The sequence below is a fragment of the Sphingobacterium suaedae genome, from assembly GCF_042684625.1.
Classification (GTDB): domain Bacteria; phylum Bacteroidota; class Bacteroidia; order Sphingobacteriales; family Sphingobacteriaceae; genus Sphingobacterium; species Sphingobacterium suaedae.
Genome location: NZ_JBHULR010000015.1, coordinates 474,804 through 489,382, shown reverse-complemented (window position 1 = coordinate 489,382; position 14,579 = coordinate 474,804). Strand labels below are relative to the sequence as shown.

Annotated in this window: 10 protein-coding genes; 2 read left to right on the top strand and 8 right to left on the bottom strand. The window is 46.2% G+C overall.

Going from position 1 to position 14,579, the window contains the following annotated elements; genetic code table 11:
- Window positions 1-193: 193 nt before the first annotated feature.
- The 5 genes from ACFSR5_RS17700 to ACFSR5_RS17680 all read right to left on the bottom strand — a co-directional run bounded on the left by ACFSR5_RS17700 (window position 194) and on the right by ACFSR5_RS17680 (window position 7,639).
- Complete coding sequence (locus tag ACFSR5_RS17700) at window positions 194-1,198, bottom strand: metallophosphoesterase (protein WP_380905803.1); 1,005 nt, start codon at window positions 1,196-1,198, stop codon at window positions 194-196.
- A gap of 8 nt (window positions 1,199-1,206) precedes the next feature.
- Entirely contained in the window at window positions 1,207-2,853 is a 1,647-nt protein-coding gene (locus ACFSR5_RS17695; RefSeq protein WP_380905802.1) for a RagB/SusD family nutrient uptake outer membrane protein, read from the bottom strand.
- A 16-nt stretch (window positions 2,854-2,869) separates the two neighbouring features.
- Entirely contained in the window at window positions 2,870-5,911 is a 3,042-nt protein-coding gene (locus ACFSR5_RS17690; RefSeq protein WP_380905801.1) for a SusC/RagA family TonB-linked outer membrane protein, read from the bottom strand.
- Between the two features lie 40 nt (window positions 5,912-5,951).
- Window positions 5,952-7,028, bottom strand: coding sequence for a FecR family protein (locus tag ACFSR5_RS17685; protein WP_380905800.1), 1,077 nt, complete (start codon window positions 7,026-7,028; stop codon window positions 5,952-5,954).
- Between the two features lie 86 nt (window positions 7,029-7,114).
- On the bottom strand, window positions 7,115-7,639 hold the full coding sequence (locus ACFSR5_RS17680; RefSeq protein ID WP_380905799.1) for an RNA polymerase sigma factor: 525 nt from the start codon (window positions 7,637-7,639) through the stop codon (window positions 7,115-7,117).
- Window positions 7,640-8,032: 393 nt separating this feature from the next.
- Here ACFSR5_RS17680 and ACFSR5_RS17675 point away from each other — a divergent pair, with 393 nt between their 5' ends.
- Window positions 8,033-8,650, top strand: a complete 618-nt coding sequence (locus ACFSR5_RS17675; protein WP_380905798.1) for a LuxR C-terminal-related transcriptional regulator — start codon at window positions 8,033-8,035, stop codon at window positions 8,648-8,650.
- A gap of 96 nt (window positions 8,651-8,746) precedes the next feature.
- Complete coding sequence (locus ACFSR5_RS17670) at window positions 8,747-11,557, top strand: hypothetical protein (protein ID WP_380905797.1); 2,811 nt, start codon at window positions 8,747-8,749, stop codon at window positions 11,555-11,557.
- Here ACFSR5_RS17670 and ACFSR5_RS17665 read toward each other — a convergent pair.
- From ACFSR5_RS17665 to ACFSR5_RS17655, 3 genes are read right to left on the bottom strand one after another with little or no spacing between them, the layout of a single operon-like run.
- Complete coding sequence (locus ACFSR5_RS17665) at window positions 11,554-12,966, bottom strand: hypothetical protein (RefSeq protein WP_380905796.1); 1,413 nt, start codon at window positions 12,964-12,966, stop codon at window positions 11,554-11,556. The two genes, ACFSR5_RS17670 and ACFSR5_RS17665, sit on opposite strands and share 4 nt — an antisense overlap.
- Entirely contained in the window at window positions 12,941-13,738 is a 798-nt protein-coding gene (locus tag ACFSR5_RS17660) for a hypothetical protein (RefSeq protein WP_380905795.1), read from the bottom strand. The genes ACFSR5_RS17665 and ACFSR5_RS17660 overlap by 26 nt, the downstream gene beginning before the upstream one ends.
- Before the next feature lie 25 nt (window positions 13,739-13,763).
- Window positions 13,764-14,282: a hypothetical protein gene (locus ACFSR5_RS17655; protein WP_380905794.1), complete on the bottom strand. Its 519-nt coding sequence runs from the start codon at window positions 14,280-14,282 to the stop codon at window positions 13,764-13,766.
- Window positions 14,283-14,579: the final 297 nt, after the last annotated feature.

The window sequence follows — 14,579 nt, the reverse complement described above, 5'->3', positions numbered from 1 at the left end:
GTTAATCACTGCTGTTCTGTTTCCTATCTCTTTGATGACGTTTGGCAAACCAGAAATAACAACAATATGTCTATTCTCACTACAGTGTCGCAAAATGCAGTATACCGCACTACTTCAATAATTAGTAACTAACAAATGCATCAAAAGTACATTAAAAAGCAGTTTTATTTATTTTTTTAAACGGTAGGCCAACTTACATCGTGATCGATGTTGAATAAACAATTTGACCTTCGTGATCAACACATTGGACCCTAAAATCATCTTTCCGGAATGAAAAGTACATGAAGCCATAACTAGACGCCTGGAAGCGACTGTACGGTATTTCTGACTTGACGGATGTAGTTTCTGAACCGGAGCCGGAAATAAACTGGTGTGTAGTTTTCCCTTCCGCACGTAGGTGTTGTAAAGAATGTTCGTGCCCAGAGAGATACAACGGAATCTTATGCTTTTCAAGCAATGGCTCGAGCACCTTTCGTACAGCTAACGTATCATAATTTTCTGTTCGCGGCCCAGCCGTATAGATCGGATGGTGTCCTACCACGATTTTCCACTGTGCATCGGACGTAGATAAGAGATCATCCAGCCAAGATAATTGCATCTCAGGTTGTTGTCCAGTCACATGGGGGCCGTACTCGCTATTTTTATAAAACTCCGGAATCAACGGGTTGGTATCAATAAATGCAATCAATAGCTCTTGTTGATTATCAATTTTAAATACCTTACTGTAGTAACGAGCCGGCATTTTCCAACGGCGGCTGATAGCTGTATATCTTACCTGGGCATCAGGGTTAGATTTATAATCATGGTTGCCTAGTATCGGATACCAATCCCATTGCAGTGCAAATGCCGTATAAATATTTTCGAACGAATAGTGCCAAAGCGGATCGTGCTCGCTCACCACACCTGACGGGTAAAAATTGTCGCCAGTTGAAATAATGAAATTATTTGGATGGGTGGATGCCCAGTTCCCCATCTGTTTTGCTACCTGCATTTGATGATCTTCTCCGTTTCTGCCCCAATCTCCTACAGCGATAAAATGTAAGTCATACTCGTCCTTTAGTCCCGCGCGGCTGTTGATATCACCACTATCAACCTGTGTCGGTTCTTTAGTAGCGGCAGTTGCAAGGGGCAATCCCGAAAGGCTAGCACCCAGGGCCGTGCCCAAGGTGCTTTTCATAAAATCTCTTCTCTTCATCATGCCATTCTTCAATAACCGCTATTCTGCGTCCAGTGTGTATTTACATTGAGTACGGTTGTGGGCACTGGAAATATCCGTCGGAATCTTTCTGACATACCAGCAGGATAAAGGGAACGAAACCCCCAGTTGTCCTCAAATTTTCCATAGCGGATCAGGTCATTTCTGCGCCACGATTCATCCGCAAATTCGCGCGCTCTCTCATCCAGAAGATCTTCGAGCGTCGGAGTCTCCGTCAGTAGCGGCGCACCGACGTAAGCACGCACCTGATTAATAAGCGACTGCGGTGTTTCGCCATTGGTCGGTAAAGCTCCGCGGAGTATCGCTTCCGCCTTCATCAGCAGTATGTCTACATACCGGAAGATCGGAACATCGTTGCTCTGGTTCCTAGCGTTGCTGGCCGTCACAGCTACGTCCATATAGAATTTAACGGAACGGTAACCCATAGAACGACCGTTCTGATCATTCCCTACATTCAGCGTAGCCGCTCCGTCAGGGCGCAGCACTATTTCCTTGGAAGTTTCCAATTGCCAATCAAATTGCACGTCTGCATCGGCTCCATTATAGTCTTGATCTATGCCTTTCTTTGACGTGCGTATCAAGAATGGTCGGGATTTATCCTCGGTATAGTTTGACCAATAGTACTGCTTGCCCCCGATATACGATGCGTTACGTTCATCACCTGGCAGATTAAATTTCTCTAAGAACTCAGGTAAAACTCGAAAAGTCCCTCCAACACTCTGTGGCAGCGGGGCAAATTGATTTTGTGCGCTGCGGTGTATCCAGAAACGGGAATAGGTCATCCCCTGTTGCTTCTCCCGGTCGTACGGCATTGCAAAAATAAAATCCTTGATCTGATAACCGTTATCGGGACGGAACTTTTCCATAAACCGGTGGCTTGTCAGATTAAATTGTCCTGACAAGATAATACTGTCGCACATGGCTACTACTTGGTTAAGCTTCTCGTTTGTAATGGAAGACGTATAAGTTGCAACGTCCTGAGATGTATAAACCGACCAGTTCAGGTACAGCTTTGCCAAAAGCGCTTCTGCCATATATTTCGTTGCTTTTCCATAGGTAGCAACAGACACTGTGGCGGGCAAAAGGTCTTTTATCTCTAAAAGTTCCGCCTCAATAAAACGGCATACCTCCTCCCGGTTAGCACGATCTGGGACTTTTTCGACCGGCCCGGTGATCAGGGGGACCGCACCAAAATTATCCATCAGAACAAAATAGTAGTAAGCACGGATCGCCCGTGCCCGCGCAATCAGGCTTGGCTGCAAATCTTCAAAAATCTCAATGGCATTATTGGCTAGGGTTATTCCTGTAGAAGCCGAATTCCACATACCGGGCAGGAGTCCATTATCAGCAGTCCAGTTGTGAAGATGAAATTCGCGGTAGCGCCCCCCATCGTACCAGTCTGTACCCATTGACACGCTAACAGCCTCGTCCGCCGAAAGCGTTTGTGCCATCCAGTGGTCGCGGCCCAAAGCCCCTCTGTATGCGGCGTACACATCTGCCAGAATAGCCTCTGCGGCACGTTCCGAATCTGGGAACTCCGTATTTTGGGATTTGATATCCACGTCTAAATCCGTACAAGCGGTACTTAGAGCCAAGACGGATATGGAAAATAATCGTAATATAAATTTTGGTTTCATCTGTATCTTTCGGTCGTTATAAGTTAAAATTAAGTCCAAACATAACTGTACGTGTACGTGGATATGTCTGACGGTTATCTATTCCAGGCGTAAGCCCTCCTAATCCTACTTCAGGATCAAGACCTTTGTATTTGCTAAGGACAAACACATTATTCATGGTAGCATAAACTCGTAGATTTTTGATAGGCAGATTCTTAACGGGAATATTGTAGGCCAATGTTAGATATGCCAGGCGCAAAAAGTCGCCATCTTCCAAATATCTATCGGAAAGATAGTGCGCATTGACATCTGTCATCTGCTCAGACTCTAGCGCACTGGCCAATACATTCTTCTGTCCCGCATTACCTACTACATTTGAATGTCGTGCACGTGTTGCGTTCATAATCTTATGCCCGAAAACCCCTTGAAACATTCCCGTGAGGGAAATATTCTTATACGCAACGCTGTTATTCCAACCGAGCGTTAGTTTCGGTTGGGGACTACCCGTAATGGTTTGATCCTTACGCTGTGGCGTATCGGTTGTCTCGCCTGTAAGTTCACCGGTCTTTTCGTCCCTTACGTAAAATACGGACACACCTTCTTCATTGTACCCCGCCCATTCCCACGTATAAAATTGTCCAATGGGTGCGCCTGGGGTAAGGCGCTGTTGAAAGATACTGGTTTGGCCAGCTCCACCTAGGTCGGATAATTCGATATAGTCCCGGGTAAATTCCTGATTTGCTATGCTAACAACCTTATTCGTGTTATGTGACAACACCACACCTGTTTTCCACTGTGTGTTTCTAGAATCAATGACTTTTGCATCCAAATTCAACTCAACTCCACGGTTCTCTATTTCTCCAACATTGGCAGTCAGTAGTGGATAGATATATTTGAATTGACTGACAGGATAGTCGTAAATCAGATCACTGGTATTTTTTCTGTAAACTTCCACCGAACCTGTCAACCTATTCCGTAGAAAGCCGAAATCCACCCCGATATTGATCATGCTGGTTGTCTCCCATTTCAGATCGGGATTAGCGTTACGCAAGGCTGCTAGGGTACGGATCGGCGTGATCAGCCCGTCACCGTTAACGTAGTCGAAGAAACTAGTAGTTGCACCGTATACACGTTGTGCCGTAAAAGCGTCGAAGCCGAGCGAGTTACCACTAACACCATATCCGGCACGGATTTTCAGATCATCAAAGATCCCCGTGCTCTTCAGAAAATTCTCTTCCGATATGCGCCACGCGGCAGAAACTGAGGGAAACGTTGCCCATCGGTTGTTCACGCCAAATGCCGATGACCCATCACGACGCACAGTGGCCTGAAAAATATATTTACTGTCGTACGCGTAATTCAAACGGCCATATACCGAGATCATGCGGAGCGTGGAGAGATAATACGGTCCGAATCCGAGCATATTCACCGTATTAGCCATCCCCGGATTATAATAGCTTAATCCATCATCATAGTAATCAGACGTGGTCAATTGAAATCCGTCATTATTGTTGTTTTCTTCCCAAGAATATCCTGCGAGCGCACCGACTTTGTGTTTACCTCCAAAAGTCTTATCGTAGCTCAGATTCATCTCCATTACCTTCCGTTCGTCCTCTACGGCTGCCCGGATCGACCGTCCGTTTTCATTGCGGGCTGCCATCGATCTGCTCGTATAATACTGAGAATTATTGAACTGTCTATTCTGCATAGAGAGATCGAGATTATACGTCAACTCCGGTAGAATCTTGTAACCTATTTTTGCATGCGCCTGGATCATCTTTGTTTTAGTGAAGTTGGTATTTTCTTCGATTAACGATACAGGGTTGGCATATTGGGATCGATCTGGCTTTTCGAACCATGAGCCATCCTCGTTGCGCACTGGGGATACCGGTAAATAATAATACATCGCATCATACACACTTAACCCTTGGTCCAATGCGAGAACGTCATTTTGTTTGGTAATGCTGGTGTTGATGTTGAACGATGCAGTTAACTTGTCGTCCAATGCCTTGGTTTGCAAAAAACCACGGCCAATCTGTCTCCCCATATCGGTCCCCTTGATTACTCCATTATTTTTAATCGTGTTAAGACTCACGCTATACTGCGTTTTCTCGGTTCCACCCAAAATGGATACATTGTGGTTATTAGAGATACCCGTGCGCTCCACCTCCCGCTGCCAATCGGTATCAGCTCCAAGATCATCCGTAGGTTCCATAGAAAAACCATTGTTGCTAACAAAATCCCGGTACTGATCACCATTCATCATCTGGTATCGTTTTGCTACATTATCTATCGCCAAATAACCGTTGTAACTAATAGTGGATTGACCGGCTTTCCCTCGCTTGGTAGTCACTATGATCACGCCGTTGGCGGCTTTAGATCCATATATTGCGGTTGCTGAAGCATCGCGCAAGACATCGATGGACGCTATATCGTCGGGCGCCACCAGGGCTAATGACGCTCCGGGAACCCCATCGATCACGTAATACGGTTCCATAGCCTCGCCGCTGCGCAAGGTAGAGGCACCTCTCAAACTTACCGAAGGGGTGGCATTAGGGTTACTATTCGTAGAGATCGTCAAGCCCGGAACTTTTCCCTGCAACATCTGTGCTGGCGAGGTGAACACACCGACATTCATGTCCTCTGCTTTTACCGTAGTAATAGAACTCGTTACATCTTTTCTGGAGACGCGCCCATAACCGATCACCACCTCCTCCAGCGCCGTAGTTGCCGCTTGCAGCTTGACACTCAAAGCCAAGGTTTTGCCGGTATGAATGGTGTACCCGGAGAGCGTGTCGGGTTGAAATCCGACATAACTAAATATAAATTGATAGGGTCCCCCCTCAGGAAGTCCGGTAAAGCTGAACAGCCCCTTCTCACTAGAACTGGTCGCATAGGATTTTCCGGAAGCCGTATGAACCGCCTGGACACTTACGCCTGAGAGAAACTCGCCAGATTCATTTTGCGTTGCTCCTTTTACCTGCTGCTGTTGCTGCGCTTGTGCATGGATCACTCCAGCAGTGAGCAGAACGACGAACAACACACTCTTTTTTCTTAATGGATACGATTTGTTAAACATGGTTGTTTACTTATAGGTTTTATTTTCTTGTTTTCTTCTGTTATCTATGGATACTATACGAGCCATCTTCCTCGAGGACATACCGCAAGTCGTTGATCAGGCAAATAACAGACAGCACATTTTCGATCTTTTCACGACTCGGATCGATTGTCCCGGTATATAGTATTTTGGAGATCGCCTGATCTTTGATAATAATGTCAACACGATAATTTTTCGCAAGCTTATCGAAAACTTCTGGAAGGGGTACATTCTCCAAAACCAACCTACCATCGTTATAAGTTGATTGTGAGGACCGTGCGACCGGTGATCCTGATTTTTTATGCTTGTCCAAATGCTTCGCTATACGCGATTGCGTGTCATATAGCAAGCGATCACCCTGATTATCAAGGAACACTTGCTCAAATGCAGGCTTCGATTCAGTAGAGGCCACAACGACCTTACCGGTATGAAGTTCGACAGAAGTTTGCGATCCTTTGGTTCCTGTGTTGATCGTGAAGGACGTGCCTAGCGCCGTAGTCTTCGTTCCTCCTGCAAATACGCTAAATGGCCGACTGCTATCCTTCCTCACAGAAAAATATGCTTCACCATTTAAGTAAATCTCTCGCTCAGTAGCCGGCATTTTAGAGGCATATCGAATGGAGCTGTTCGCAGACAGATGCACAACAGACTGATCGGGCAAATAAATCGTGTCTACGTTATCGGTATCGTTAGTAGTTGTAACCCATAAGCTCTCGGCCTTTCCTTCAGCCAAGGTCCCCTTCTCCGTATATGACACATTTCCTTTGTCATCGCTAGTATCAGACCAGTACCAGATATTAAATGAGATGAACAGCAGAAGTGTTGCTGCAATTCCGATTTGTATCGCGGCGTTCGAACGATAGAACCGCATTTCCTTTCGCTCGTCTTGCTTCTCTTGTTTGCCGATTTCTTCTTTTATCCGACGATGCATATCTTGAGAGGGGATAAGCGATTGATCGGGTCCATCGTACGCGTTCCATTGCTCGTCAGCAAATAGCTCTTCGATGATTGCTGGCTCCTCCCATATTTCCTTACGGATCCTCCTGTTAAGGGACTGCTCTGTGTTTGACTTTTTACGTCTTTTTCTTCCGAACTTCATATATAGATATTACGTGGCTCGAAAGGGTATCCCTAGCTGCTTAACAATTATTTAATACAGAATGGAAATGTATCGCCGTTGGGCGTTTACAACATGATTGAATACAAATGTTGTTTTAATTGAAGCAGCGCCTTGCCGATATGCTGTTCGACGGCTTTGGGGGTAATAGAAAATATTTGAGCAATTTCTTTATGGGATAATCCTTGCTTCCTGCTGAGCTCAAACACCATACGCCGCATCTTGGGCATTTTTTCGATATCGCGTTCCATGAGCTGCAGCAGATCTTTACTTTCAATAGCATCGATTAAACTATCCGTGAAAGGAGTTTCTGCCATATCTCCTTCATACTTAAACCGGGTAGCTTCTTTGCGAAGGATATCAATCATGACCTGTCGGGCGATCCCGAAAAGTTGTATCTGGATTTGCAAGCGTTCGCTCAGTATCTCCCGTTGCTTCCAAAATTTAATAAAAGTTAACTGCGTTACCTCTTGAGCAATGTACTCGGATTTGGTACGCTGAACGATAAAACCAAAGATCTGCTGGTGATATTGATCAAAAACCTGTTTGAATACTTGTTGGTTACCTTCTTTTATTGCTTTGATTTGCTCCATGGGAGCTGCAAAGTTAGTCAGCTGGTCTTAACGAAGATGTTAATTTCCTGTTATGCTTTTGTAAACCTCATCAAAGCGCAACGATTAAATGAGCCGTTTTGATGAGGTCTCCGGATTTTTTTGGCATCTTACCAACTGTTTTCCCAATTAGCCTAGGATTTAACACAAAGAATAGATATTTTTAGGCGATGATTATTAACTGAACAGCAACCGGATTTTTTTAAGGAAAAGGGCACATCTCGTGTATTCTGCCTAATTTCTTTTAAACTTGAAATAACAAAAACTTTAACAATGTCTTGTTGTTAAATACATACGTTGCTTCTTGTATAAGAGTCCTTTTTCGTATTTTCTGTGAATACGGCGCAACATCACTTATGAAATAAACTGGATACTATGGTAAACGTAGGAATTATTGACAGCGATGCGTCAGCGAGGAATAATACAGTTACACACCTCCTTGCGGATCATATCGGTCGGGAAAAACGTCCCATTCATATTCTTTTTGAAGTAGAGCGAGCAACCCTTGTCCCGGACGCCATGCCGCACTCACCGGATGTCGTATTGATCGATATTGCCCGGCAGGATCCCCGCACTATCGAAAAAGTCAAGCGCCAATTTCCTGATGCTGAAGTTATTGTGCTTACAAATATTTACGATGTAAAAACCGTACGAACCTGTTTTAGAGGCGGAGCAGTCAGCTATCTCATCAAGGAAACATGCTTATCATATCTACATTTTACTATTTCGATTTCCCTGAATAACGGTTCCTTTATCAGCCCGCGTATCAACCGCGCTCTAATTGATCAAACGTACCTGACAAAAAAATACGAAGATATGTTGACCGCCCGCGAGCTACAGATTGCAAATGGTATCGCCGAGGGGTTGAGCTACAAAATGATTGCAGATCAATACCATATCTCGCTCGATACGGTTCGGATTTATATCAAACGGGTTTACCGAAAACTAAACATCAACAGCAAAGGCGAGCTCATGGCGCAATTTTCCATATAAATTTACATTCCATTACATGAAAATGTGACCTGCTCGGCTTCGTTAGTCGCGAATTTAGTGCGACCTTTATGTACCTGTGAAATTTCAACTACGCGCATGAAAAGTCTGTGGACTTTCCTGTACATCTTGCTTTGCACTCTTGTTTTCCTCTCTCAGGCGAGAAGTCAACACGCATTCGCTGTGCGTTATCAATTTGAGCAGGACACCGTACACATTCGTGGCAACGAAACCTTTGCTAACAAACTCTTGATCGAAAACCTAACAGAGGAAAGCTTGGAATTAACGCCAGATGCGCAAGAAACCATGTCGTTACAAGGATTAATTGGTTTACCTCCCCGGATCCAATTGGGACCAAAAGAACAAAAACGCTACCCATTGAAATACATCGCCGACCGGCGTACCATCCATCAACATCTCCAAGCGTTCACAATTGGTTTTTCTTCCACTCAACAGATCATTCTAGCTCCACCGATATCCTTTTATACGAAATTGGAGAATCAGCCAGCATTAAAAATACGCACCGAACAATCCGAATTTTTCTTGGATCCGGCTGTCCGCCGCGTGCAGTTTATGGTACAGGTTTCCAATACCGGCTTGGTACCACTTACCTTACAGCTCGAGTTCAGCGGTTTTCCGCAAGGTTTCGAACTGCTCGAAAGTCCTGGTCCTACCACGCTTCAACCCGGCGCGCAAGCCTTGATCCCTTTTACGGGCAGAGCTTCGACCGGGGGGGGCACTCTTGATTTTGATCTTCGCATAGAGGCCCGAGACAATGCGGGCCTACTGCTCGCTCATCATCGTGTCCGCGTGGCACAGGCGGGCAGTGTCCAACGCTTTGGGCAAGCGCGCACTAGCATCGCGGACCAACAAAACAACAGCGTTGCTCTGCGGTACATGGACCTGAACCAGTTCTCGACGGTTTATCAACTACAGGCCCAAGGTCGTCTCGATTTGACCCCTACCAAACAGCTAAGCTATCAGGTGCATACGGATTACTACAAAAACCTCAACGCGGTGAATATATATGATACCTATCTGCACTACGAAGACAAGAAATGGGGTGTACAACTGGGCAACATTTATGAGAACCTAGATCATACCCTCAGCGGACGCGGTATCAAAGCTTCCTACAAATTAACCGATAAAAAAGCGCTCCGTGTATATGCGGTAGATAATAACTACATGCTTTATAGCCAGCTGAATAACCTGATTCCAGGCGCTAAAATTGTCGCAGCCAGTTATGCTTTTCAAGCCGACGATCAGCGGGAAGGATATGCGCATTACCTACACAGCGAAAACGACTTCCGAGGCATTCGCAGCGACCAATGGAGTGTGAAGGCGCCGATTTCGATCGGATCGAATCAACAATTCACTTTCGAGGGCGGATATAGTTTCGAACAAGCCTATGAAGGGGGCGCGGCCCATGGCCTTGCCGGCGGCATTTATTATCAGTTGCAGGCAGGTTTGTACCAACTCTCATCAGCCAACTACTACAGTTCACCGTACTACACGGGGCTGCGCCGTGGATATTTTCAAAGTGATTCCCGAATCCGGCGCCAACTCAGCGATACAAAAAGCATTTACGGCCGCATCAGTTTGATGCACAATACCCCGCAATACCAGTCAGAAGACCGCGGCTTTTTTTTTCGTAATGCGCAGCAGCTTGACATCTACGAACTGGGCTACCAAAGGCGATTCAAACAATTCAACGTGGACGTGCGCCCCTATCTGATGGTGCAACGTTTGGAAAACAATCTGCCCATGTTGCCAACATCCTTTAAACAGCGCTGGCGGTCCAGTTCGCTTCGAACGGCGGCCGATATACAATTTTTTAGCGTCAACCATCGCGCATCGGTCCGCGTTGATTACGGATATACGTACCGGAATACTGCCAATAGACCTCTAGCACCATACCATTCCTTGCGTGTTAACGGAAACTACAGTAACCGATTTGTTGGTTTTAGCACGTTTATCCAGCTTAATCCATACTACCTAACCGATCTCATGTCTTCCGCCACCCGAGCCGACTACCGCATCTATTCATTTGGTCCAAATACACAACTTAATCTCTTTCAAGGAAAATTACAGAGTCAGGTATCTGCTATGTACAGTTATTACGGTTTTTCTCGTTCTAATAACTTTTCTATCCAGGCTGATGCGCGTTGGCATCTAAAACGTAACTGGACAGTTACCGCCGATTTATATTACGCGCTGATCAAAAACACCTATTACTACCAAGCCCAAATGCTTCCAATACCCAATACCACTTCTTTTCACAGCCGACAATTCCGTATTGGAATCGAAAAACGATTTGCTGCTGGCCATGCATCGAGGGTTTACACCCTCCACCTTACCTTCTTCGACGATCAGAATAATAACGGTGTGCGCGACAATGATGAGGCTACACCGGAAGGATTGCTCATCCGCTTAGATAACAACGTCGCCTTCTCGGACCACAAAGGTCAGGTGAAATTTACCCAAATGACGGATGGCACCTATACCCTGCAGGTAGAAAATAACCGCGGATGGACAGTACAGGGCCCTATCCGGATCACGGTAACCAAAAACAAACGGCTAAATATCCCACTCGTAAAAACACGGGCATTAACCGGAAAAGTTTATTTGACAAACGCTAAGTATCAAGCAGATAAACCCTCCCTTGCCGGCATCCGGGTATGGGCAGTGGATCGCCAAGGAAAAGAATATAGTACGTTAACCGACGCGAGCGGGACATATTTGTTCTATCTTCCCGTTGGTGCATATACGCTCTCCGTCTCTACCGAAGGCATGCCATTCCGTATCGAAAATCCGTCCATTCCCATAATCGTCAAAGAGCACAAAAAAACTGAGGTGCCAGATTTCCGTTATCAAGATGAACGTCGGAAGATAGGCATCAAAAGATTTTAGGGAGCTACAAAACTGAAGACAACATTCACCGAATACACGCCTGCCGGCTTACCCATAATCTGACCGACTTCCGAAGCGGGGATAGTGTACCGTACATTCAGATTTCGATCTATCACCGGGTTAGCAGCATTGATAAGCTGCTGTGGTGTTGCAGACAACGTGACAGTATTCATACCGCTTTCTCCGGGCATGGGGCCAATACGCAAGACGCTCAAAGGAATTGTATTCGTACCCGAGGCAAAACTCGACGATGCAGCGCGTACATATAAATTGTAAGGAGTCGTTTTACTTATACGCAGATGCGCCGGCATATCTTTTATAACCCCTTGCTGATAGTCACCGGTGGAGGCAAAAACGAGCGGTACCGCATTTTGATTGGCAACGAGCTCTCCCAAATCGCTAACAACAATATCGACACTGCCCGTTCGACTTTCTTGAATTGGTGTTGCCGGATAAGCAGAGGCAAGCTTATTCCAGGCATATGTGATAGGAACGTTGTAAGTTCCCGCTTGGACAAAGCTTGATTTCAGGTTTGCTCCAGAAATCGAAAAGACGGCTGTGAGCGTCTGGTTGTTCGTGGGAGGAACGGCTATACCAGCCGTTGTGGTCAATCCCTGTACGGCAGTCGACAGCGTAATCGGCGATGCATTAACAATACCGGTCAAACCTACTGAGACTGTCCCCACCGGACTGCTGGGCAATTGATTATACGGAACTGTTGTACTGAAGTTAAAACTTGTCGCTCCGCTCTGCAAAGTGGGTTGATAGGGAACCGTCGTGGACATGGCTATAGATTTGTTGACCGCGATGCCAGATACCCCTCGGTAATAACTGAGGTTGTTTACTGCGATCTGCGTATTTCCCACTGTCGCGGGCGGGGCAATGAATCCCGGTACGTTGATCGTGATATCCTGCGTCGGTGGATTGATTTGATTTCCTACGCCGAGAAGGCCAGGCGCGAGAAAACCCAGCTGTCCAGTATAGGCACCCGCCAGCCATCGATGGTTGGCGGTCCGCAGCCGTAGATTCACCGTAACAGGGCCAGAAAGCAAGCTGACCAAGGATGCATAAATTTGCTGATAACCCGTGCTCAGCGCAACTTCGGAGGCTACATTTACTAGTGACACACTGCCCACACTGACCATTTTGATATATGCTAAATTTAAAGGTGCTGTTTCAGTACCTGCGAGTAGATTCGTGAAGTTCGGCGTATTTGATCGGACACTAAAGGTCGGCAGCAAGCCCAAGAGGCTCGTATATTGTCCGGCCGCGATAGTCTGTTGATAGTCTGTTCTATTCTGAATGTTTGCCCTAGGCAGATTGACGGTTACTTGTGCCAATGCGACCGTAGAACATCCGCCTACCAACAACGTGAGATAGCGCTTAATATGTAATTTCCTTTTCCGCAACTTTTAGATCGTATTGCCGCCCCGCATCCAGGATAGCTACCGCTAGATAGCGCCCCGTTAAGTCGGCTGGCAGGTCCAGCTGAATCCATTGTTCTGCTTCCGGCAACATGGCTACGGCAACTGCCTTTACCGGGATTTCTGCACCGGATTCGATACTTGTCAGCTCAAAACGTACGTAAGCATCTTTGTTAATCTGTCCAGTATTTTTTACTTTGACGGCCATGCGGCGTACAACCCGGCCTGCCTGTTCGATCCGACCACGATCTTCAAACGCCAGGAACTCGAGATCGCCAGCGGTGAGCCCGGAGGGAACATGGTAGACCTGAATGCCTACCTCCAGCAAAACATTGACGGCCACCCCTTGTCTGATCATCTTGCTCTGTTCATTCGCCTGCGTGAAAAACAACATGCTGTTCGTCAGTAAAGGCGCATGGTTAGCAAGTGGTATCGTCATTGACAGTACGACGCTCTTCGATTCTCCGGGTGCAAGGCGTAACGTGCTTTCCGATAAAGAAAGCCATTCTGCATTGCTGTGCCTGCCGCCACCCGTCGGATAGTACCGCTTTACCCCCAAAGAGTCCCTATCCCAGTCTTTAAACTGGGCTACAAAATCAAGCGTACCGTTTGATCCGTTTTGAAAGGTGATGGCTTGACTCACCGTCTGTCCTGCCTCCCCTTTAAAAAACACCCGTGACGGGGAAACCGAAATACCCTGACCGAAGACCAGGGTAACCGTAGAGTATAGAAAAAACAGTGCGAATAAATATTTCACAGGCAATCTTTAAGTTGAATGCGTCTTACAATTGGGTTGCCGTATACACTACCGTTGTTGTATAAACGGCGCGCGTCACATCCAACAATGTTGTAGCATCCTCAATGGTATAGTCCACATTGTAAACTGCATTATTAGAGGGTGGTGCATCAGTTACTAATAACGCATCGCCTGTCGCCAGCGTCGCTTCCGTCAACGTCGCGCCGTTTGCTGTCGCAGGTTCAGCGTTGATGGTCACCACGTCGAGTCCGGGACCTCCTGCCGGCGCAAAAGCCGCCGAGGCTGCCACCGTAATACTATAGGGTTCGTTACTTACGACTACCAAATGTCCTGGCTTCGATACCGTCTGAGCAACCGTATAGTCAGCAGCGTCATCATAGGTAAAAAGAACATCCGGTGTCCCGCCCAAATTGATCGAAATAACTGGGGCCGTGAGATCGATGCTGACATTTACGGGGTCAGTATTGTCCGTCTGTGCATGAACGCGCTGTCCAACGCAGATGGCAACAAATACAAGGAGAGTGAGGATTAATTTACTTTTCATAGGTGTGTTATTTATCACATCATCAAAAATCGCCCATATCCCCTACAAACGCAAACGAGGGCCGTCACATAATGATGTTATATTTTCGCATTAATTCTAAAATATTTCCTTGATAAAAGGATCATTCATCCGCCAAACCACTTCTATAAAACTTTAAGAAATTTGATGTATAACCAACATTTCCTTGGCCAGTTAAACAGGCTACGAAAGATCTAATAAAAGAACAAATATGCCATATCGGCTCACGTACTTCCTAAACAGTTCCTTAAAGCATCACTTGGCACAGCCTGGAAACTA